The sequence below is a fragment of the Microbulbifer sp. VAAF005 genome (genome assembly GCF_030012985.1).
In the GTDB taxonomy this organism is placed as follows: domain Bacteria; phylum Pseudomonadota; class Gammaproteobacteria; order Pseudomonadales; family Cellvibrionaceae; genus Microbulbifer.
The window spans coordinates 2,485,416-2,506,903 of record NZ_CP120233.1; the positions used below are offsets into that span (position 1 = coordinate 2,485,416).

The following is a 21,488-nucleotide window of genomic DNA, read 5'->3' on the forward strand; positions in this document are numbered from 1 at the left end:
AGCAGAAGTTAATTAGGCCTTAGTCTTGGCGATGATCTCATCGGCAACATTTTTCGGCGCTTCGGCGTACTTCAGGAATTCCATGGTGTAGGTAGCACGGCCCTGAGTAGCAGAACGCAGGTCGGTTGCGTAACCGAACATTTCTGCCAGAGGTACTTCCGCATTGACAACCTTACCGGAGGGGTTGTCTTCCATACCCTGGATGAGGCCACGGCGACGGTTGAGGTCACCAACCACATCACCCATGTTCTCTTCCGGAGTTACCACTTCCACCTTCATCATCGGCTCGAGCAGTACCGCACCGCCCTGACTGGACAGCTTCTTGGTCGCCATAGAACCGGCGATCTTAAACGCCATTTCATTGGAGTCCACATCGTGGAAGGAACCGTCGTACAGAGTCGCCTTCAGGCCCAGCAGCGGGTAGCCAGCCAGAACACCGTTCTTCATCTGCTCTTCGATACCTTTCTGTACCGCAGGAATGTATTCCTTCGGTACCGCACCGCCCACGATTTCGTTAACGAATTCCAGACCTTCCTGAGACTCGTCTTCGGCGGGCTCAAACTTCACCCATACGTGACCGTACTGACCGCGACCACCGGACTGACGAACGAACTTACCTTCGATCTCAGAGGTGTTGCGGATAGTTTCACGGTAGGCAACCTGAGGCTTACCGATGTTCGCTTCAACGTTGAACTCACGCTTCATGCGGTCAACGATGATATCCAGGTGCAATTCACCCATACCGGAAATAATGGTCTGACCGGTTTCCTCGTCAGTCTTCACGCGGAAGGACGGATCTTCCTGGGCCAGCTTGCCGAGGGCAATACCCATTTTTTCCTGGTCCGGCTTGGACTTGGGCTCAACCGCAACAGAAATTACCGGCTCGGGGAACTCCATACGCTCCAGAACAATCTTGTTGGCTTCGGAGCATAGGGTGTCACCAGTGGTTACGTCTTTCAGACCAATCGCAGCAGCGATGTCACCAGCCAGTACTTCTTTAATTTCCTGACGATCGTTGGAGTGCATTTGCACCATACGACCGACACGCTCTTTCTTCATTTTTACGGAGTTGTATACCGCAGTACCGCTCTCCAGCTTACCGGAGTAAACACGGAAGAAAGTCAGGGTACCAACGAAGGGGTCGGTAGCAATTTTGAACGCCAGTGCAGCGAACGGCGCGTTGTCGTCAGCTTCGCGGCTCTCAACAGTTTCGCCATCTTCCAGAGTACCTTCGATCGCCTTAACTTCAGTCGGCGCCGGCAGGTATTCGATAACTGCGTCCAGTACAGCCTGTACACCCTTGTTCTTGAACGCAGAACCGCCCAGAACCGGTACAATTTCGTTGGCCAGGGTACGCTGACGGATAGCTGCCTTGATTTCTTCTTCGGACAGCTCACCTTCTTCCAGGTATTTTTCCATCAACTCTTCGCTGGCTTCAGCGGCCGCTTCTACCAGGTACTCGCGCATTTCGTCGCACTCGTCCTGCAGCTCAGCGGGGATGTCAGCGTAGTCGAAAGTCATGCCCTGGTCGGCTTCATTCCACAGAATGGCCTTCATCTTCACCAGGTCAACAACACCCTTGAACTCGTCCTCAGAGCCGATGGTCATCTGCAGAGGTACAGCATTCGCGTTCAAGCGGTCTTTCAGCTGACTCACAACGTTGCGGTAGTTCGCACCGGCGCGGTCCATTTTGTTTACGAATACCATGCGCGGTACTTCGTATTTGTTCGCCTGGCGCCATACGGTTTCAGTCTGAGGCTGAACACCAGAGGAGCCACACAGTACAACAACAGCACCGTCGAGTACGCGCAGGGAGCGCTCAACTTCAATAGTGAAGTCAACGTGTCCTGGGGTATCGATGATGTTTACGCGGTGCTGGTCGAACTGCTGCTGCATGCCAGACCAGAAACAGGTAGTTGCAGCAGAAGTAATGGTGATACCACGCTCCTGCTCCTGCTCCATCCAGTCCATGGTGGCAGCACCTTCGTGTACTTCACCAATTTTGTGGGATAGACCAGTGTAGAAAAGTACGCGCTCGGTAGTAGTGGTTTTACCGGCGTCTACGTGGGCACAGATACCGATGTTACGGTAACGTGCGATGGGCGTTTTACGTGCCACAGTTGTATCCTCGATATAACGGCAAAAGGCAGCCTGGAATTTTCCGTGCTGCCTTTCGGTATTAATTTCCGATGTTGGTATTCATCAGACTTAGAAGCGGTAGTGAGAGAATGCCTTGTTGGCTTCTGCCATGCGGTGTACATCTTCACGCTTCTTGACCGCGCCACCCTTGTTTTGGGCTGCATCGATCATTTCGTTGGCCAGACGCTGAGCCATAGATTTCTCACCGCGCTTACGGGAGAACTCCACCAACCAACGCATTGCCAGAGCCGTACGACGCGAGGGGCGCACTTCTACAGGCACCTGATACGTCGCACCACCAACACGGCGGGACTTTACTTCCACCATAGGCGCGATATTTTCCAAAGACTCCTCGAATACTTCGATCGGATCTTTGTTCAATTTTTCAGAAATAGTTTCAAGTGCACCGTATACGATACGCTCTGCAACTGACTTCTTGCCGCTGATCATGACGTGGTTCATGAACTTGGCCAGGGTGACGTTCCCGAACTTGGGGTCCGGTAGCACTTCGCGCTTGGCGACTACTCGTCTTCTCGGCATGGGTATTGCCTCTCTTCAGGGTTATTCTGAGACGCCGCCGTAAAACATTACAATCCGGCGAGCTCAGCCTTACTCCGGTTGGAAACCGAAACGCAAATCGTTAAAGGTGATTAACCTTTAGGACGCTTGGCGCCGTACTTAGAACGGCCCTGCTTGCGATCGTTTACGCCGGCACAGTCAAGTGCACCGCGTACAGTGTGGTAGCGCACACCCGGCAGGTCTTTTACACGACCGCCGCGAATCAGTACCACGCTGTGCTCTTGCAGGTTGTGGCCTTCACCACCGATGTACGAAGTTACTTCGTAACCGCTGGTCAGACGCACACGGCAAACCTTACGCAGTGCAGAGTTCGGCTTCTTCGGTGTAGTGGTGTACACACGAGTGCAAACTCCGCGACGCTGCGGGCTAGCCTGCAGAGCAGGAACGTCGCTTTTTTCAACTTTGCGTTTTCTCGGCTTACGAACCAACTGGTTGATCGTTGCCATTAAAAATCACTCCAAAAATAAAATGCCCCCACCTCTAACAGTGAGGGCCTATCGTCTGTGTGTATCGTCCGATCCTGGGATCAAACGGAACACCCCACATAAGCGGGGGCCGCATTCTATAAGCGACAACCCGCCTAGTCAATCGGCGACGGAAGTAAGTGCTTACATCACAGACAGTCGCCAATATCAGATCGGGCACCTAAGTGCCCCAACCTACCCCACTCCACCAACAGATAGAGTGGGATACGCCTTATTCGCCTGAGGACTTCAGTGCCTCAGTCAGAGCTGCTTCAACCTCAGCTGCGGAAGGTCCTTCACCGAAGGCCTCTTCCAACTGCAGGCTGCGTTTGCGCTTGCGCTCGCTGTGGTAAGCCAGACCGGTACCAGCCGGGATCAGGCGACCCACAACCACGTTCTCTTTCAAGCCGCGCAGGTTGTCTTCCTTACCAGTTACCGCCGCTTCGGTCAGAACGCGAGTGGTTTCCTGGAACGAAGCCGCTGACAGGAAGGACTCAGTTGCCAGGGACGCTTTGGTAATACCCAGCAGCAGGCGTTCGAACTGAGCGGGCTGCTTGTTCTCGGCACGCAGCTGTTCGTTCTCTTCGATCACGCGCTGGTATTCAACCTGGTCGCCCTTAATCAAGCTGGAATCACCCATCTCGGTGACTTCAACTTTACGCAGCATCTGACGCACGATGGTTTCGATGTGCTTATCGTTAATGCCTACACCCTGGAGGCGGTAAACCTCCTGGATCTCGTTGGTGATGTAGCGAGCCAGCTCTTCAACACCTTTCAGACGCAGAATATCGTGCGGGTTGGACGGGCCATCGGAGATAACCTCACCCTTCTCTACGGTTTCACCTTCGAACACAGTCAGCTGGCGGTGCTTTGGAATCAGAACCTCATAGTGGTCCTTACCATTGGCCAGCGGCTTGCCGTCGCGCGGGGTAATCTGCAGACGAACCTTGCCTTTGGTCTCTTTACCGAAGGAAACGGTGCCGGAGATTTCCGCCAGAATGGACGGCTCTTTCGGCTTACGCGCTTCAAACAGGTCGGCAACGCGGGGCAGACCACCGGTAATATCCTTGGTACCGCCGGATTCCTGCGGAATACGTGCGATTACGTCACCCACGTTCACCTGCTTACCTTCAGCCAGGCTGAGGATTGCACGCGGCGGCAGGGCGTAGTGCGCAGGCGCATTACTGTTCGCCAGAGTCAGCTCTTCGCCGTTCTCATCCAGCAGGGTTACTGCCGGGCGCAGGTCTTTACCCGCTGCCGGGCGCTCGGCCGGATCGATAATCTCGATAGAGGACAGGCCGGTGATATCGTCGGTCTGCTTGCGGATAGAGAGCCCTTCTTCCATACCGGACAGTTTCACCCAACCGGCAACCTCGGTGATGATCGGGTGGGTGTGCGGGTCCCACTTGGCCACGATCTGGCCACCGTCTACCTCGGCACCTTCGTAGACGCTGATCACAGCACCGTAAGGCAGCTTGTAGCGCTCGCGCTCGCGACCGGCGCTGTCGGCAATCGCCAGCTCACCGGAACGGGACACGGCTACCAGAGTGCCAACTTCGGTCTTAACCGTCTTAACATTATGCAGACGTACGGTACCGCCCTGCTTCACCTGGATGCTGTCCGCAGCGGAGGCACGGCTTGCAGCACCACCGATGTGGAAGGTACGCATGGTCAGCTGGGTGCCCGGCTCACCGATGGACTGTGCGGCAACAACGCCCACAGACTCACCCGGGTTGGCGCGGTGGCCACGGGCCAGGTCGCGGCCGTAACACTGGGCACAGATACCGTGTGCAGTCTCACAGGTGATCGGGGAGCGAACCAGAACCTCATCGATGCCCATGGCTTCGATGCGCTCTACCCACTTCTCGTCGATCATAGTGCCGGCAGAAACGGCGATTTCGTCACTGCCTGGCTTCAGTACATCGCGGGCCACTACACGACCGAGGATACGGTCACCGAGAGATTCGATAACATCACCGCCCTCGATTACCGGCGCCATGGTCAGACCATCGTCGGTGCCACAATCCAGCTCGGTAATTACCACGTCCTGGGCCACGTCAACCAAACGACGGGTCAGGTAACCGGAGTTAGCGGTTTTCAGTGCGGTATCCGCCAGACCTTTACGAGCACCGTGGGTCGAGATGAAGTACTGCTGTACAGTCAGACCTTCACGGAAGTTTGCCGTAATGGCGTTTTCGATAATGGAGCCATCCGGACGGGCCATCAGACCACGCATACCAGCGAGCTGACGGATCTGAGCTTCAGAACCACGAGCACCGGAGTCTGCGTACATGTATACGGAGTTGAAGGAGTCCTGCTTGGTCTCGTTGCCCTCGCGGTCGATCACCTTCTCTTTCTTGATACCGGCCATCATCGCCTGGGTTACCTTGTCGTTGGTGCGGGACCAAACGTCGATAACCTTGTTGTACTTCTCTCCCTGGGTTACCAGGCCGGAAGCAAACTGGCTTTCAATCTCTTTCACTTCCGCTTCAGCGGCATCGATCAGTTCAGCTTTTTCAGCTGGAATCTCAAAGTCGTTCACACCAATGGAGGAACCGGACTTGGTAGAGAAATCGAAACCGGTGTACATCAGCTGGTCGGCAAAAATAACCGTCGCCTTCAGGCCTACCTTGCGGTAGCACTCGTTCAGGGCGCGGGAGATTGCCTTTTTCTTCATCGGCTGGTTGACGTGCGCAAACGGCAGGCCTTCCGGCACGATGTTCCACAGCAGCGCGCGGCCTACAGTGGTGTCCTGAATGGAGATAGTCTCGTGCTTCTCACCGTCTTCGCCGACGATATTTTCGCGGATACGCACCTTGATCTTCGCTTGCAGACCAACCTGCTTGGCGTAGAAAGCGCGGCTCACTTCTTTGATATCGGAGAAGAACATGCCTTCGCCTTTATCGTTAACGCGCTCGCGGGTCATCCAGTACAGACCCAGTACCACGTCCTGGGACGGTACGATAATCGGCTCACCGTTAGCAGGCGACAGGATGTTGTTGGTGGACATCATCAGCGCGCGGGATTCCAGCTGCGCTTCGATCGTCAGCGGTACGTGTACCGCCATCTGGTCACCGTCGAAGTCGGCGTTATAGGCCGCACAAACCAGCGGGTGGAGCTGGATTGCCTTACCTTCAATCAGTACCGGTTCAAACGCCTGGATACCCAGACGGTGAAGGGTCGGTGCACGGTTAAGCAGTACCGGGTGCTCGCGGATCACTTCGTCGAGGATATCCCAAACGACGGCTTCCTCGCGCTCAACCATCTTCTTGGCAGCTTTGATCGTAGTGGCCAGGCCACGGGATTCCAGCTTGCCAAAGATAAACGGCTTAAACAGTTCCAGTGCCATCTTCTTGGGCAGACCACACTGGTGCAGACGCAGAGTCGGACCTACCACGATCACGGAACGACCGGAGTAGTCAACACGCTTACCCAGCAGGTTCTGACGGAAACGACCCTGCTTACCTTTAATCATGTCAGCCAGGGACTTCAGCGGGCGCTTGTTGGAGCCGGTGATGGCGCGACCGCGACGGCCGTTATCCAGCAGTGCGTCAACAGACTCCTGCAGCATGCGCTTTTCGTTGCGCACGATAATGTCTGGCGCGTTCAGCTCAAGCAGACGCTTCAGACGGTTGTTACGGTTGATCACACGACGGTAGAGGTCGTTCAGATCGGAGGTCGCAAAACGACCGCCATCCAGCGGTACCAGCGGACGCAGATCCGGCGGCAGAACCGGCAGAGCCTTCATCACCATCCACTCCGGGTTGTTGCCGGACTTGTAGAAGGCTTCCAGCAGCTTCAGGCGCTTGGACAGTTTCTTGATCTTGGTTTCGGAGTTGGTCGCCGGGATCTCTTCGCGCAGGCGCTGGATTTCTGCGGGCAGCTCGATGTCCGCCATCAGCTCCTGGATCGCCTCGGCACCCATTTTCGCTTCAAACTCGTCGGCGAACTCTTCCATCGCCTCAAAGTACTGCTCGTCATTCAGCAGCTGGCCGCGCTCCAGGGTAGTCATACCCGGCTCGGTAACAACGTAAGATTCGAAGTACAGCACGCGCTCGATATCGCGCAGGGTCATGTCCAGCAGCAGGCCGATACGGGACGGCAGGGACTTCAGGAACCAGATGTGTGCAACCGGGCTGGCCAGCTCGATGTGACCCATGCGCTCACGGCGAACCTTGGCCTTGGTCACTTCAACGCCACACTTCTCACAGATAATGCCGCGGTGCTTCATGCGCTTGTACTTACCGCACAGGCACTCGTAGTCTTTTACCGGGCCAAAGATCTTGGCACAGAACAAGCCTTCACGCTCAGGCTTGAAGGTACGGTAGTTGATGGTCTCCGGCTTTTTCACTTCGCCGTAGGACCAGGAGCGAATCATGTCCGGTGATGCCAGACCGATACGAATCGCATCAAACTCTTCCAGCTGCTCCTGGGACTTCACCAGATTTAATAAATCTTTCAAGGCCTTTCCTCCACTAGGGGGTAGTCAACCCGGCACTCGCACTAGCCGCCGGGCTAGCCAGCTGCCCCACTGCTTCGAGGGGCGCTGGCACTTGTCTCATTTCACCTGCCAACAGGCTTCGGTACGGGTTCGGATTTACTCGTGCTCAAGCTCGAAGTTCATACCGAGAGAGCGGATTTCCTTAACCAGTACGTTGAAGGATTCCGGCATGCCCGGCTCCATGCGGTGGTCGGAGTCCACGATGTTCTTGTACATCTTGGTACGGCCTTCCACGTCATCGGATTTAACCGTGAGCATTTCCTGCAGGGTGTATGCAGCGCCGTAAGCTTCCAGCGCCCACACTTCCATCTCCCCGAAACGCTGACCACCGAACTGGGCTTTACCACCCAGCGGCTGCTGGGTAACCAGGCTGTAGGAACCGGTAGAACGCGCGTGCATCTTGTCGTCTACCAAGTGGTTCAGCTTCAGCATGTACATGTAGCCCACAGTTACCGGACGCTCGAAAGCATCGCCGGTGCGGCCGTCGTGCAGGGTGATCTGACCGGAATCCGGGATATCGGCAAGACGCAGCAGCTGCTTGATCTCACTTTCATCGGCACCGTCAAATACCGGGGTCGCCATAGGTACACCGCGACGCAGGTTTTGCGCCATGGTCATGACTTCCTCATCGGAGAACTCGTCGAGTTCTTCCTTGCGTCCGCCAGTGGAGTTGTAGACCTCTTCCAGGAATCCGCGCACCTTGGCGATTTCCTGCTGCTCCTTGATCATCTTGTCGACTTTAACGCCGAGGCCTTTAGCGGCCATGCCCAAGTGCATTTCCAGAACCTGACCAACGTTCATCCGCGAGGGAACGCCCAGCGGGTTCAGGACGATATCTACCGGCTCACCGTTTTGGTCATAAGGCATGTCCTCAACGGGCTTGATTACGGAGATAACACCTTTGTTACCGTGACGACCGGCCATCTTGTCGCCCGGCTGGATGCGGCGTTTGATCGCCAGGTAAACCTTGACGATTTTCAGCACGCCCGGAGCCAGGTCATCGCCGGACTCCAGTTTCTTCTTCTTGTCTTCGAAGGCTTCGTCGAGCAGCTTGCGACGCTCTTTCAGCTGAGCTTCCGCTTTTTCCAGCTGATCGTTCAGGCTGTCGTCTTCCATACGCAGCTTGAACCAGTCTTCGCGCGGCAGAGCGGCGAGGACTTCAGCGGTCATCTCATCGCCCTTCTTAACACTCTTACCACCGGCGGCCTTTTGGCCCAGCAGAGCCTGTTGCAGACGCTCGAAGGTCGCACCTTCAACGATGCGGTATTCTTCGTTCAGATCCTTGCGAACCTCGTCCAGCTGTGACTTCTCGATATCGAGGGAGCGCTGGTCTTTCTGCAGGCCGTCGCGGGTAAATACCTGAACGTCGATCACGGTACCGCGAGTGCCACTGGGCGCGCGCAGGGAGGTGTCTTTAACATCGGAAGCTTTCTCCCCGAAGATTGCGCGCAGCAGTTTTTCTTCCGGAGTCAGCTGGGCTTCGCCCTTCGGAGTGACCTTACCTACCAGGATATCGCCAGCGCCTACTTCTGCGCCGATGTATACGATGCCGGACTCGTCCAGCTTATTCAGGGCAGATTCGCCAACATTGGGGATATCCGCAGTAATTTCCTCACTGCCCAGCTTGGTATCGCGGGCAATACAGGTCAGCTCCTGAATGTGGATGGTGGTGAAGCGGTCTTCCTGTACAACGCGCTCACTGATGAGGATGGAGTCCTCAAAGTTGTAACCATTCCAGGGCATAAATGCGATACGCATATTCTGGCCCAGAGCCAGCTCACCCAGGTCTACAGAGGGACCATCGGCGAGGATATCGCCACGGACTACACGATCCCCGGTATTAACGATCGGGCGCTGGTTGATACAGGTATTCTGGTTGGAGCGGATGTATTTGGTCAGGTTGTAGATATCCACACCTGCATCACCGGCTTCCACCTCAGCGTCGGCCACGCGAACAACCACACGGCTGGAATCAACGCGCTCAATAATGCCGCCGCGCTTAGCAACCACACACACGCCGGAGTCGCGCGCTACAGTGCGCTCCATACCGGTGCCCACCAGCGGCTTTTCAGCGCGCAGGGTCGGTACCGCCTGACGTTGCATGTTCGATCCCATCAATGCACGGTTGGCGTCATCGTGCTCGAGGAATGGAATCATCGCCGCAGCTACGGAAACCACCTGCTTGGCGGAAACATCCATATACTGGATTTCGCCCGGTGCTTTCAGGGTAAATTCGCCCTGGTGACGTACGCTGATCAGGTCATCAACAAAGTTACCGTTGTCATCTACTTCCGCAGACGCCTGGGCAATAATGAAGTTGGCTTCATTGATCGCGGACAGGTACGCAATTTCATCAGTTACCTTGCCATCGACCACTTTGCGGTAGGCGCTCTCGAGGAAACCGTAATGGTTGGCGCGGGCGTAAGTAGCCAGGGAGTTAATCAGACCGATGTTCGGTCCTTCCGGCGTCTCAATCGGACATACGCGGCCGTAGTGAGTCGGGTGCACGTCGCGCACCTCAAAGCCAGCGCGCTCACGGGTCAAACCACCCGGGCCGAGGGCGGAAACACGACGCTTGTGAGTCACTTCCGACAGCGGGTTGTTCTGGTCCATAAACTGGGACAGCTGCGAGGAACCGAAGAATTCCTTCACGGCAGCGGCAACCGGCTTGGCATTGATCAGGTCCTGAGGCATCAGGCCTTCGGACTCCGCCATGGACAGACGCTCTTTAACAGCGCGCTCTACACGTACCAGGCCAACGCGGAACTGGTTTTCAGCCATTTCGCCTACGGAACGCACACGGCGGTTACCCAGGTGATCGATATCGTCGACCATGCCCTGACCGTTGCGGATATCGATCAGAGTCTTCAGAACTTCGACGATATCTTCTTTGCTCAAAGTGCCGGGGCCAGTCTCATCTTCGCGACCCAGGCGGCGGTTGAACTTCATGCGGCCAACAGCGGACAGGTCGTAACGCTCGTCGGTAAAGAACAAGTTCTCGAACAGCGCTTCTGCGGACTCCTTGGTGGGCGGTTCGCCCGGGCGCATCATACGGTAAATCTCTACCAGCGCTTCCAACACAGTGCGAGACGGCTCTGCACGCAGGGTGTCGGAGATAAACGGACCGCGATCCAGGTCGTTGGTGTACAGGGTTTGGAAACTCTTAACGTTCAGTACACGCAGCTTGGCGATTACTTCATCAGTAATCTCGGTATTACAGTCGATCGCGATCTCACCGGTGGACTCATCGATGATGTCGTTCGCCAGTACACGGCCAAACAGGTACTCAAGCGGTGCTTCCAGCTTTTCTACGCCGGCCTTTTCCAACTGACGGATATGACGCGGGGTAATACGGCGACCCTCTTCGACAATCACCTTGCCCTGGCCGTCTTTGATGTCAAAGGAAGCAACATCACCGCGCAGGCGGGATGGAATCAGCTCCAGGCTGACACGGTCTTCCAACAGCTCAAAGGTGCTGGTCTCGAAGAACATTTCCAGCATTTCCTGGGAGGTGTAACCCAAGGCACGCAGCAGAATAGTCGCTGGCAATTTACGGCGACGATCGATACGCACAAACACCAGGTCTTTCGGATCGAACTCGAAGTCCAGCCATGAGCCACGGTAGGGGATGACACGCGCGGCGTACAACAGCTTACCGGAAGAGTGAGTCTTGCCTTTGTCGTGATCGAAGAATACACCCGGGGAACGGTGCAGCTGGGATACGATAACGCGCTCGGTACCATTGATTACGAAGGTACCGTTGTCGGTCATGAGCGGAATCTCGCCCATGTAAACTTCCTGCTCTTTAATGTCCTTAATGGACTTATTCGCAGATTCTTTATCGTAAATAATCAGACGCACGCGCACGCGCAGCGGACATGCATAGGTAACGCCGCGCAGGGTACATTCCTTAACGTCAAAAGCGGGCTTACCCAGCGTATAACTTACGTACTCCAGGGCGGCATTGCCGGAATAGCTGACAATCGGAAATACAGATTTAAACGCCGCTTGCAGGCCAACGTCCATACGGTCGTCGGGGCGCTTGTCGGCCTGTGTAAAGTTGCGATAAGAATCGAGCTGTATCGCAAGCAGAAAGGGCACATCCATGACCTTAGGCAGTTTGCCAAAATCCTTGCGGATACGTTTTTTCTCAGTATATGAGTAAGCCATTCAAATTCCCCAGCTTGATCAGTGACAAGACTTCGTGGGACTCCAGTCCAGAGCCCCTCCGGGCGAGAAGCCTCTGGTCAATGCAACTTGCCTGCACTGGCCAGAAACCTCTCCGCTTGCTTTTGGGTAGCGCTACTGCGCTATGGTTAAATGAGGTTTGCCACGGTTTTTAAATCCCGCCGGCACCGGTAAAAACCTCAGTACCGCAAACGGCAAAAAGGCCGGCGGACAAAAGTCCACCAGCCTTACCGCTACCCGCCGCTTTACGCGACAGCTAGCGGGAGACGCAAGAACCGAATTACTTCAGTTCTACAACTGCGCCAGCTTCTTCCAGCTCTTTCTTAGCTGCTTCAGCTTCGTCTTTGCTTACGCCTTCTTTCAGCGGGCTCGGAGCGCCGTCTACCAGACCTTTAGCTTCTTTCAAGCCCAGGCCAGTGATGCCGCGAACAACTTTGATCACGTTCACTTTCTTGTCGCCTGGGGAGGTCAGGATTACGTCGAAAGAGTCTTTCTCTTCAGCGGCAGCTTCGCCACCAGCTGGGCCAGCTACAACTGCTGCAGCAGCAGTTACGCCGAATTTCTCTTCCATTGCTTCGATCAGCTCAACAACATCCTTAACGGACATTTCGGCAACAGCATTGATGATATCTTCTTTAGTCAGAGACATGATTCAGTACCTGAATTGGTTTGAGCAGTAGCTGCTCGTATTTCGTTTTGAAACTGCGATTCGCTCTAGCGAAAAAATTACGCAGCTTCCTGCTCTTTTTGGTCGCGAACGGCCGCAATAGTGCGAACCAGCTTGCCAGCAGATGCTTCTTTCAACACGCTCATCAGCTTGGCGATCGCCTCGTCGTAAGTCGGCAGGCTTGCCAACAATGCGACGTCGGTGATCGCGCCTTCGAAGGCAGCACCTTTCAGTTCCAGCTTGTCATTGCCTTTAGCGAACTGGCTCAGGATGCGCGCGCCGGCACCTGGGTGTTCGTTAGAGAATGCAATGATGCTAGGACCTACGAATTTGTCAGTCAGACATTCGTATTCGGTACCTGCCAGAGCGCGACGCGCCAGAGTATTACGGACGACTTTCAACCAAACGCCGTTCTCGCGAGCCTCTTTGCGCAGAGTGGTCATGTCATTCACGGTTACGCCGCGGGAATCCGCAACAACCGCAGACAGAGCACCTTCAGCAGCTTGCTGGACATCTGCGACAATCGCTTTCTTGTCTTCGAGTCCAATAGCCATAGTGTCACTCCTGGATTTGAAAAAAACCGGACTTAAACGTCCGATCCGTTCCGGTGCATAAAGCTCAAATCCAGTAAAAATACTGGTTTGGGCGACACCGTCTGCGTAGGCTCGAACCTCGCAATGGCCAACCTGGCCGAAGTTCGGATTAAGCCAGGCACGTTAAACCTCAACGCACCTGACACCTACGGTCTTTGACGGCCCACCTTGTGCCGAAGCATTCAGGTGGACCCCAAAGTTCGATTTACTGAGAGGTGATCACACCCCGCAGTGATATTTAGATGTTCAGGGAAGACTGATCGATAACCAGACCCGGGCCCATAGTGGTGCTCAGGGTGATCTTCTTCAGATATACACCTTTTGCAGAAGCCGGCTTGGCTTTCTTCAGGTCGGCAACCAGAGCTTCCAGGTTCTCTTTCAGAGAGTTCGCATCGAAAGCAACTTTACCGATACCACCGTGGATAATGCCGCCCTTGTCAGCGCGGAAACGCACCTGACCCGCTTTGGCATTCTTAACCGCAGTAGCAACGTCTGGAGTTACGGTGCCAGTCTTCGGGTTCGGCATCAGGCCGCGCGGGCCGAGGATTTGACCCAGCTGACCTACAACGCGCATCGCATCGGGGGAAGCGATAACTACGTCGAAGTCCATTTTGCCTGCTTTAACGTCGGCAGCCAGCTCGTCCATACCGATCAGGTCAGCGCCCGCTTCTTTAGCGGCATCAGCGTTTGCACCCTGGGTGAAAACAGCTACGCGAACTTCTTTACCGGTACCGTGCGGCAGAGTAGTTGCACCGCGAACAGCCTGGTCGGATTTACGTGGGTCGATGCCCAGGTTTACAGAAGCGTCTACAGTTTCTGCAAACTTAACGTTGGACAGCTCTTTCAGCAGGGCTACGGCTTCTTCGATACCGTAAGCCTTACCAGCTTCAACCTTCTCAGCGATTACGCGCTGACGCTTGCTCAATTTAGCCACTTAGAGACCCTCCACTTCGATACCGGCGCTGCGAGCGGAACCGGCGATAGTGCGCACGGCCGCGTCCAAGTCGGATGCAGTCAGGTCTGCTTTCTTCATTTCTACGATCTCTTCCAGCTGAGCGCGGGTTACTTTACCCACTTTCTCAGTGTTCGGACGACCGGAACCGCTCTTGATCTTGGCAGCCTTGCGCAGCAGTACAGCGGCGGGCGGCGACTTCATGATGAAGGTGAAGGATCGGTCGTTGTATACAGAGATTACAACTGGAACTGGCAGACCTGGCTCGAGGCTCTGGGTCTGGGCGTTGAACGCCTTACAGAATTCCATGATGTTCACACCGTGCTGACCCAGTGCGGGACCAACGGGCGGACTCGGGTTGGCCTGACCGGCCTTAACTTGCAGCTTGATATAAGCTTCTACTTTCTTAGCCATTACAGCTCTCCTCTAGTTGGGTATTAACGCCCGCCACTCAGCCATAAGGTTTAAGGGCAAGCTCCCCGAACCCCGAAATAAAAACTCATTTTTCGGGGACGCGAAAACCCCCTTCCACCTCGCGGCGAAAGGGGGCAAAAAATTTATACTGGAATCAGGTCTTTTCTACCTGACTGAACTCCAGTTCAACCGGGGTGGAGCGACCGAAGATCAACACCGCCACTCGCAAGCGGCTCTTCTCGTAGTTGACCTCTTCGACCACACCGTTGAAGTCATTAAACGGCCCGTCGATGACCCGAACCATTTCACCGGGTTCGAACAGTGTCTTGGGCTTGGGCTTATCGGCGGAATCGTCGATGCGATTCAGGATAGCCTGTGCTTCGCGGTCAGTAATCGGGGCCGGCTTATCCGCCTTGCCGCCGATAAAACCCAGCACTCGGGGAGTTTCTTTCACCAAGTGCCAAGTATCGTCGTTCAATTCCATTTCTACCAGGACATAGCCCGGGAAAAATTTGCGCTCACTCTTACGCTTCTGCCCTGCGCGCATCTCGACCACTTCTTCCGTGGGAACCAGGACTTCACCAAACAGGTGGTCCATTTCGTTCAGCTCAATGCGCTCTTTCAGGGAGCTGGCGACACGCTTCTCATAGCCCGAGTAAGCCTGGACCACATACCAATTCTTTGACATGTATCAACCTTTAGCCGATAAATTTGGAAGCCGCCCAACCCAGAGCCGAATCAAGCGCCCACAAGATAAGCGCCATAATCAACACGAAAACAACCACAATCGCTGTGGTCTGGGTTGCTTCTTGGCGGGTCGGCCAAACCACACGCCTGACTTCAGTTTGCGCTTCGCGCAACAGTTGCCACAACGCATTGCCTTTGGCGGTATTTACAGCCACAACCAGAGCTACCAGACAGATGGCAGTTACTGCCAACACTCGGTAAAACAAAGGGAATTCGGCGTAATATGAATTGCCTGCAACAGCACCGCCCACCAGCAGCACTATTAACAACCACTTCAGACCGTCAAGACGAAAGGTTTTCGCTTCTGTTTTAGCATTCATATAAGAAGCCCTTAGCGCACTATAGATAATCTTTTAGCGCTCATAAACACAAAAGCCCCACTGACAAGTAGGGTTTTGCGACACCCCTAAGCTTATCTAAGCGGAGTGATTAAAAATGGCAGGCCAGGAGGGACTCGAACCCCCAACACCCGGTTTTGGAGACCGGTGCTCTACCAATTGAACTACTGGCCTGTACAGTGTGAGCACTTTCGCACTCAAAGATGAGAGAGCTACAGGAACTCTCCCACCTGGTGCACCACATAGGATATTGTGATGCAGAAATCAAAGATTACTCAATGATCTTAGCAACAACGCCCGCACCTACGGTACGACCACCTTCGCGGATAGCGAAGCGCAGGCCGTCTTCCATGGCGATCGGAGCGATCAGGGTAACAACCATTTGAATGTTGTCGCCCGGCATTACCATTTCAGTGCCTTCCGGCAGCTCTACCGCACCAGTTACGTCGGTAGTACGGAAGTAGAACTGAGGACGGTAGCCTTTGAAGAACGGGGTGTGACGACCACCTTCGTCCTTGGACAGTACATACACTTCCGCTTCGAACTTGGTGTGCGGAGTGATGGAGCCCGGCTTAGCCAGTACCTGACCACGCTCTACTTCGTCACGCTTGGTGCCGCGCAGCAGTGCGCCGATGTTCTCACCAGCACGACCTTCGTCGAGCAGCTTGCGGAACATTTCAACACCAGTACAGGTAGTAGTGGTGGTTTCTTTGATACCAACGATTTCGATCTCGTCGCCAGTGTTGATCACACCGCGCTCTACACGACCAGTTACAACAGTACCACGGCCAGAGATAGAGAATACGTCTTCGATCGGCATCAGGAACGGCTGATCTACAGCGCGCTCTGGCTCAGGGATGTACTCGTCCAGAGTCTCTACCAGCTTCTTAACAGCGGTAGTACCCATTTCGTTGTCGTCTTCGCCGTTCAGGGCCATCAGAGCGGAACCAACGATGATCGGAGTGTCGTCACCTGGGAACTCGTACTGGTCCAGAAGTTCGCGAACTTCCATTTCTACCAGCTCGAGCAGCTCTTCGTCGTCTACCATGTCCGCTTTGTTCAGGAATACAACGATGTAAGGTACACCTACCTGACGGGAAAGCAGGATGTGCTCACGAGTCTGCGGCATGGGGCCGTCAGCTGCGGAACATACCAGGATAGCGCCGTCCATCTGAGCAGCACCGGTGATCATGTTCTTAACGTAGTCGGCGTGTCCCGGGCAATCTACGTGCGCGTAGTGGCGAGTCGGGGACTCGTACTCAACGTGAGAAGTAGCGATGGTGATACCGCGCTCACGCTCTTCCGGTGCATTGTCGATACCGTCGAAAGCAACAGCGTCACCGCCCCAAACTTCCGCACATACGCGGGTCAGAGCAGCGGTCAGGGTGGTTTTACCGTGGTCAACGTGACCGATGGTGCCCACGTTCACGTGGGGCTTGGAACGTTCAAACTTTTCTTTTGCCATTGCAGCCTCCTATATATAGGCGAGCCGATAACGGCACCACCCACGTCCAGAACATGCACATCCGACCCGGAAAATCCGACCCCGGACACAAACAACCGCAAGAGCTTTCACCCTTGCGGTCATATAAAATGGAGCTCATGGGCGGATTTGAACCGCCGACCTCACCCTTACCAAGGGTGTGCTCTACCCCTGAGCTACATGAGCTAAAATCTTGCCGATAACGGCATCTTAAAATGTTGCACCCTGGAGAGCATTCCAACCAACCCCAAAACTTGGAGCGGGCAGCGGGGATCGAACCCGCATCATCAGCTTGGAAGGCTGAGGTTCTACCATTGAACTATGCCCGCTTTCGGGACCTCCATGCGAAACCCTTCGATTTCGCGCAACACCCTAAGGTGTAATATGGTGCAGGGGGTGGATTCGAACCACCGAAGCTTTCGCGTCAGATTTACAGTCTGATCCCTTTGGCCACTCGGGAACCCCTGCTCAAAGCGGTGTGCATTGTCTACACATCTCGCTGCGCTGTCAACAATTTTTCTTTAAATTTCACATACTTAGCAGCGAAACCTAATTTTGACAGCAACGGGATGAAAATGGAGCTGGCGAGAGGAGTCGAACCCCCGACCGGCTGATTACAAGTCAGCTGCTCTACCAACTGAGCTACGCCAGCCCTATCCCGTTCATTGCCGAAGTTGTTATGTCACCCTCGTCAATGGAGGCGGGATTCTATGGGAACTTATCTCGACACGCAACACCCTTTTTGCAGATAAATCATATTTTTTATGTCGCCTATTCCAACTTGTTGAAAAAAACAGCGATTCGAGACGCCACCTGATGATTTTCTGATAAATCTGCTTTTTTGTTAGCCAAGTACTTCAGAACAAAGATTTGGGCGCCGATCCAGATCCGGGTATTCACTTTGCAGTTGTCGCCAAAATTCTTCTGCAAGACTTTCTGTGCTGCCAGGGGGCATAACTATCCACCGCTCCATATAGGTTTGCGGCTCCTCCTTGAACTGCGCGGTAACCCCCTCTCCTTCAAAACGGCGGTATGGGACTCAGCTCGGGCTCGCTCACTGAAAATCCCAAATGAAATGCCATTTTCCAATGCGCCTTTGGGAATGACATAGCTGTCGATCCCCTGAGACTGTAGTTCACGCAAGCGGTTGTAGGCCTCCCGCCTCGAACTCAGTGGCGGCAGATATACCCAGTAGCGCATCTGCCCCTGCATTTCTATATCACGCAGTTCGGCTTTAACCTGAAGGGACCGGATTCGCTGCAAGAGATCCTCGCCCTGGTACTCCTCCGCGAAAGGCCCCAACAACGTACAAAGCTGCTCAACCTCAAAGGACTCCTTACTCAGTACCCCAGCCTTCTCTGGAGCAGGCAGCTCTTCAGGGGATATTTCGCTAACGAGGGTAATTTTCTTTCCCTCCGACTCGAGAGGGATCGGGCTCTTGCCGCTACTTAACTGCGGAGATGGCGCTACCAACATATACCAGGCAAAAAGCACAGCGTTCAGGGCAACTAAAGAAAGGGCTATCCAGCGCATAACAGAGTAAATTTTTATGGATTACTAAGGGCCAACCCATCCATCACCAAATCAGGAACCAGGCGATGTTCGTGCTGGTAAACTGCGGAGAGCAACTGCGCATCTCCACCGGTTAACCACAATAAAGGGAGGGAACCGGAGTGGACCTGCAATTCTTCCATTGCTCGATCAACCGCACCCAACACCATCAGCAAGAGGCCACGGTTTATCGCCTCATTGGTATTGCGTCCCGCGCCCAATGTTTTTGTCAGGGCCAGTGCCTCACGACTCTTTGCTGCATGGGTATCGACACTGAGAACGCGATTCATCAATCCGAAACCGGGAACGATATATCCCCCAATGTGGCGCCCGCTATTGTCCAGCAAATCTAAGGTGACCGCACTGCCGCAATCCACAATTAATGATGCTCGGGGAGATTGCTGGTAGGCCGCCAACATTGCCAGCCACCGATCCACCCCCAGGGCGGAGTGGTCTTCATACCCACAGATAACGCCGGCACATTGAGGTGCCACTGCAGAGAATTCAGCCTCCAGTGTGAACAGGTCTCGGGCCACCTGACTCAAGAATTCAGCAACAACGGGACCGGCGACATTCACTACCCGAAAACGGTAGGGGGTTAAGTCTGCCCAACCCTCAGGCAAAACCTGCTGGCGCAACTGCCCAGTTTCGATATCACCACGGGCTATCACCTCGCCTTCGACCAGGTAGCGCCACTTACCCCGTGTATTGCCGACATCCAGCTCTAGAATCACACCTGCCCCCGCAACGAGATTTCCCCCCATGAAATGACTTTTGCCCTTTATCAGTGTCGAGTAACAAGGCTCCTTTTTCATCGACACCGGCCGCAACACCTTCCCAGCTCAAATTACCTGACCGCAACTGAACTGGCTGCCCGGCAAACTGGTCTAGGGTTGACCATGATTCCCGGTAAGTGGCGAACCCCCTTCCGGGTAAGTTTCCAGCATCGGTAACAGCTCGCTGAGTATCGCCGCAGTTAATTCACTGCGGCCAATACCAGGACGGACTTGCTGGAGATCTGCCCATGGTTGATCAATCTCCTCTGCTGTCTTTGCGTTGAGACCATTATTCAACCCGATACCGATAACCACTGAACAGCGGTCGGTTAAATCCCCTTTTAGCTCAAGTAATACACCGGCCAATTTACGGCCCTGGCACCACACATCATTTGGCCACTTCAGGCGCACGCCCGGTACAGAAAAACGCTCGAGCGCTTTTGCCACAGCAACACCGACGGCAAGACTCAACCCCTCCAGGCTTTGTACACCGCCATTAAACTCCCAGCCCACTGAGAGGCTGATACTTGTGGCATAGGGGCTGACCCAGTTGCGACCACGGCGGCCCCGACCGGCACTTTGCCGCTCGGCGAGAATCGCTACAGCGTGTCCCTTACCTTGTTCAAAACGTTCCAGTAACAGGGAGTTCGTTGAATTCAACTCATCAAAAACCTGCAACTCGCGCAGTAGCGCTCGGGCTGAACCATCCAGCTGAGAGGTAACAGTCTGCTCAGATAGCAGGTCGAGACCTCCCGGCAAGCGATAACCTCGCCCCTTAGCAGACTCAAGCGTCAGGCCGTAGCTCTCGAGCTTTTGTAGTTGTTTCCAAACAGCGGCTCGGCTGACACCAAGCGCATTCCCGAGGGATTCTCCCGAGTGTATTTCCCCATCCGCCAGAAGCTCCAGCACCGGGCGAAGCTGTTCTAATGGTGTTTTTGCGGTGACGTCCTGCAATTTGTTCAACCTTTTACATAATGGCGGCCATAGCGATGCCCGAGGCTCGTCAGGACTTCATAACCGATAGTCCCGGCATACCCAGCGACCTCATCCACCGTAAGCTGGTCATTGAGAATCTCGATCGACTGAAGGGAGTCCCGCTCCTCTTCACTGAGACCCGAAATATCGAAAGTGGTAGAGTCCATTGATATACGCCCGACAATTGGCAGAGGGCGGCCGTGCCCCCATCCGCGCCCCCGCCCCCCTTGGGCTCGTATAATGCCATCGGCATATCCACCCCGAGCTACCGCAAGCCAACTATCTCCGGGAACTTCCTGGGTCGCACCATACCCCACAGACCGGGACTGACTGACATAGCGCTTTTGGACAATTGGCAAGCCCAAAGTCACCGTTGGACGCATCGGGTTTTCAGCCTCAGGGACAGGGTTAAGGCCGTATAGTGCGGAGCCCGGTCGGGCAATATCAAAGTGATAGTCCTCACCCAAAAAGATGCCGGATGAGTTCGCAAGGCTGAGCTGAATATCCGGGCACAGTTCCCGCAAGCGATCGCCCGCGGTCTTAAACTCGTTCAACTGAAGCTTGTTATGCGGATGCTGGGGCTGATCTGCACAGGCAAGATGACTGAAGAACATCCGAACATCGGCGGACTCTAAGAGAGGGCGGTCCTTGAGCAGCAATTCGAACTCATCTGGGGTCAATCCCAGCCGAGTCATGCCGGTATCAATTTTTACGGCGCAAGGGGCCTCCAACTGAGCTTTCTCGCAGATTTCAACCCAGCTCTTCAATTGATCCAGAGTAAACAATGTGGGGATCAAACCCGCGCGAGCGCACTCTAGTTCAGCACCAGGCCTGACACCGGTAAAAATGACTATATTCACATCGTTGCCGAGGTCACTGCGCAAGCGCTCCCCCTCGACTTGGGTGGCCACAAAGAAATCGCGGCATCCCTGAGCGTATAGCGCCGGTGCAACATGAGCCATTCCCAAGCCGTAAGCATCCGCTTTAACCACAGCACCGCACCGGGAGCCGGCTTTCAAGCGATTAGCCAGATCCTGATAGTTATCTGCTATAGACCTCAGGTTGATACTTAATAACCCTTCACGAAAGTCACTCATACCAGTACAACTCTCTAAATCAGT

Annotated in this window: 17 protein-coding genes and 5 tRNA genes; all 22 read right to left on the reverse strand. The window is 54.6% G+C overall.

Annotated elements, in window-relative coordinates; translation table 11 throughout:
- Positions 1-12: 12 nt before the first annotated feature.
- The 22 genes from fusA to alr all read right to left on the reverse strand — a co-directional run bounded on the left by fusA (position 13) and on the right by alr (position 21,464).
- A complete protein-coding gene (gene fusA / locus P0078_RS11015; RefSeq protein WP_282934400.1) occupies positions 13-2,118 on the reverse strand; it encodes an elongation factor G in 2,106 nt (701 codons plus the stop codon).
- A 90-nt stretch (positions 2,119-2,208) separates the two neighbouring features.
- A complete protein-coding gene (rpsG, locus tag P0078_RS11020; protein WP_152451131.1) occupies positions 2,209-2,679 on the reverse strand; it encodes a 30S ribosomal protein S7 in 471 nt (156 codons plus the stop codon).
- A gap of 110 nt (positions 2,680-2,789) precedes the next feature.
- Positions 2,790-3,164, reverse strand: a complete 375-nt coding sequence (rpsL, locus tag P0078_RS11025; RefSeq protein WP_108731651.1) for a 30S ribosomal protein S12 — start codon at positions 3,162-3,164, stop codon at positions 2,790-2,792.
- 250 nt (positions 3,165-3,414) lie between these two features.
- Positions 3,415-7,644 (reverse strand): DNA-directed RNA polymerase subunit beta', encoded by a 4,230-nt coding sequence (gene rpoC / locus P0078_RS11030; RefSeq protein ID WP_282934401.1) that lies wholly within the window; start codon positions 7,642-7,644, stop codon positions 3,415-3,417.
- Positions 7,645-7,779: 135 nt separating this feature from the next.
- On the reverse strand, positions 7,780-11,853 hold the full coding sequence (rpoB, locus tag P0078_RS11035) for a DNA-directed RNA polymerase subunit beta (protein WP_282934402.1): 4,074 nt from the start codon (positions 11,851-11,853) through the stop codon (positions 7,780-7,782).
- 298 nt (positions 11,854-12,151) lie between these two features.
- Complete coding sequence (gene rplL, locus P0078_RS11040) at positions 12,152-12,520, reverse strand: 50S ribosomal protein L7/L12 (protein WP_282934403.1); 369 nt, start codon at positions 12,518-12,520, stop codon at positions 12,152-12,154.
- Positions 12,521-12,597: 77 nt separating this feature from the next.
- Entirely contained in the window at positions 12,598-13,092 is a 495-nt protein-coding gene (gene rplJ, locus P0078_RS11045; RefSeq protein WP_282934404.1) for a 50S ribosomal protein L10, read from the reverse strand.
- Between the two features lie 277 nt (positions 13,093-13,369).
- On the reverse strand, positions 13,370-14,065 hold the full coding sequence (rplA, locus tag P0078_RS11050; protein ID WP_108731646.1) for a 50S ribosomal protein L1: 696 nt from the start codon (positions 14,063-14,065) through the stop codon (positions 13,370-13,372).
- Positions 14,066-14,497 carry a 50S ribosomal protein L11 gene (gene rplK, locus P0078_RS11055; RefSeq protein WP_108731645.1) on the reverse strand — a complete coding sequence of 144 codons (432 nt, stop codon included), beginning with the start codon at positions 14,495-14,497 and terminating at the stop codon, positions 14,066-14,068.
- A gap of 154 nt (positions 14,498-14,651) precedes the next feature.
- Positions 14,652-15,185 carry a transcription termination/antitermination protein NusG gene (nusG, locus tag P0078_RS11060; RefSeq protein WP_108731644.1) on the reverse strand — a complete coding sequence of 178 codons (534 nt, stop codon included), beginning with the start codon at positions 15,183-15,185 and terminating at the stop codon, positions 14,652-14,654.
- Between the two features lie 10 nt (positions 15,186-15,195).
- Entirely contained in the window at positions 15,196-15,564 is a 369-nt protein-coding gene (secE, locus tag P0078_RS11065; protein WP_108731643.1) for a preprotein translocase subunit SecE, read from the reverse strand.
- 116 nt (positions 15,565-15,680) lie between these two features.
- Positions 15,681-15,756, reverse strand: a tRNA-Trp gene (locus P0078_RS11070).
- A 97-nt stretch (positions 15,757-15,853) separates the two neighbouring features.
- On the reverse strand, positions 15,854-17,047 hold the full coding sequence (gene tuf / locus P0078_RS11075; RefSeq protein WP_108731642.1) for an elongation factor Tu: 1,194 nt from the start codon (positions 17,045-17,047) through the stop codon (positions 15,854-15,856).
- A gap of 129 nt (positions 17,048-17,176) precedes the next feature.
- Positions 17,177-17,251: transfer RNA gene (locus P0078_RS11080), tRNA-Thr, on the reverse strand.
- 69 nt (positions 17,252-17,320) lie between these two features.
- Positions 17,321-17,394 (reverse strand) — tRNA-Gly (locus P0078_RS11085).
- Positions 17,395-17,450: 56 nt separating this feature from the next.
- Positions 17,451-17,533 (reverse strand) — tRNA-Tyr (locus tag P0078_RS11090).
- 108 nt (positions 17,534-17,641) lie between these two features.
- A tRNA-Thr gene (locus P0078_RS11095) sits at positions 17,642-17,717 on the reverse strand.
- A 305-nt stretch (positions 17,718-18,022) separates the two neighbouring features.
- Positions 18,023-18,598: an SPOR domain-containing protein gene (locus P0078_RS11100; protein WP_282934405.1), complete on the reverse strand. Its 576-nt coding sequence runs from the start codon at positions 18,596-18,598 to the stop codon at positions 18,023-18,025.
- 14 nt (positions 18,599-18,612) lie between these two features.
- The gene (locus P0078_RS11105; RefSeq protein ID WP_282934406.1) at positions 18,613-19,380 is read right to left on the reverse strand and encodes a type III pantothenate kinase; all 768 of its coding nucleotides are present in this window, start codon (positions 19,378-19,380) and stop codon (positions 18,613-18,615) included.
- Positions 19,313-19,477, reverse strand: a complete 165-nt coding sequence (locus tag P0078_RS11110; protein ID WP_353057060.1) for a biotin protein ligase-related protein — start codon at positions 19,475-19,477, stop codon at positions 19,313-19,315. The genes P0078_RS11105 and P0078_RS11110 overlap by 68 nt, the downstream gene beginning before the upstream one ends.
- A gap of 26 nt (positions 19,478-19,503) precedes the next feature.
- The gene (locus tag P0078_RS11115) at positions 19,504-20,346 is read right to left on the reverse strand and encodes a biotin--[acetyl-CoA-carboxylase] ligase (RefSeq protein ID WP_282934408.1); all 843 of its coding nucleotides are present in this window, start codon (positions 20,344-20,346) and stop codon (positions 19,504-19,506) included.
- Between the two features lie 5 nt (positions 20,347-20,351).
- Complete coding sequence (alr, locus tag P0078_RS11120; RefSeq protein ID WP_282934409.1) at positions 20,352-21,464, reverse strand: alanine racemase; 1,113 nt, start codon at positions 21,462-21,464, stop codon at positions 20,352-20,354.
- Between the last annotated feature and the right edge of the window lie 24 nt (positions 21,465-21,488).

Bases quoted from the DNA above. Each gene is read 5' to 3' on its own strand.
- nusG (WP_108731644.1), bottom strand. From the start codon at position 15,185: ATGTCAAAGAATTGGTATGTGGTCCAGGCTTACTCGGGCTATGAGAAG.
- alr (WP_282934409.1), bottom strand. From the start codon at position 21,464: ATGAGTGACTTTCGTGAAGGGTTATTAAGTATCAACCTGAGGTCTATA.
- rplL (WP_282934403.1), bottom strand. From the start codon at position 12,520: ATGTCTCTGACTAAAGAAGATATCATCAATGCTGTTGCCGAAATGTCC.
- rpsL (WP_108731651.1), bottom strand. From the start codon at position 3,164: ATGGCAACGATCAACCAGTTGGTTCGTAAGCCGAGAAAACGCAAAGTT.
- P0078_RS11105 (WP_282934406.1), bottom strand. From the start codon at position 19,380: ATGGGGGGAAATCTCGTTGCGGGGGCAGGTGTGATTCTAGAGCTGGAT.
- rplK (WP_108731645.1), bottom strand. From the start codon at position 14,497: ATGGCTAAGAAAGTAGAAGCTTATATCAAGCTGCAAGTTAAGGCCGGT.
- rplJ (WP_282934404.1), bottom strand. From the start codon at position 13,092: ATGGCTATTGGACTCGAAGACAAGAAAGCGATTGTCGCAGATGTCCAG.
- rpoB (WP_282934402.1), bottom strand. From the start codon at position 11,853: ATGGCTTACTCATATACTGAGAAAAAACGTATCCGCAAGGATTTTGGC.
- secE (WP_108731643.1), bottom strand. From the start codon at position 15,564: ATGAATGCTAAAACAGAAGCGAAAACCTTTCGTCTTGACGGTCTGAAG.
- tuf (WP_108731642.1), bottom strand. From the start codon at position 17,047: ATGGCAAAAGAAAAGTTTGAACGTTCCAAGCCCCACGTGAACGTGGGC.
- rpsG (WP_152451131.1), bottom strand. From the start codon at position 2,679: ATGCCGAGAAGACGAGTAGTCGCCAAGCGCGAAGTGCTACCGGACCCC.
- P0078_RS11100 (WP_282934405.1), bottom strand. From the start codon at position 18,598: ATGCGCTGGATAGCCCTTTCTTTAGTTGCCCTGAACGCTGTGCTTTTT.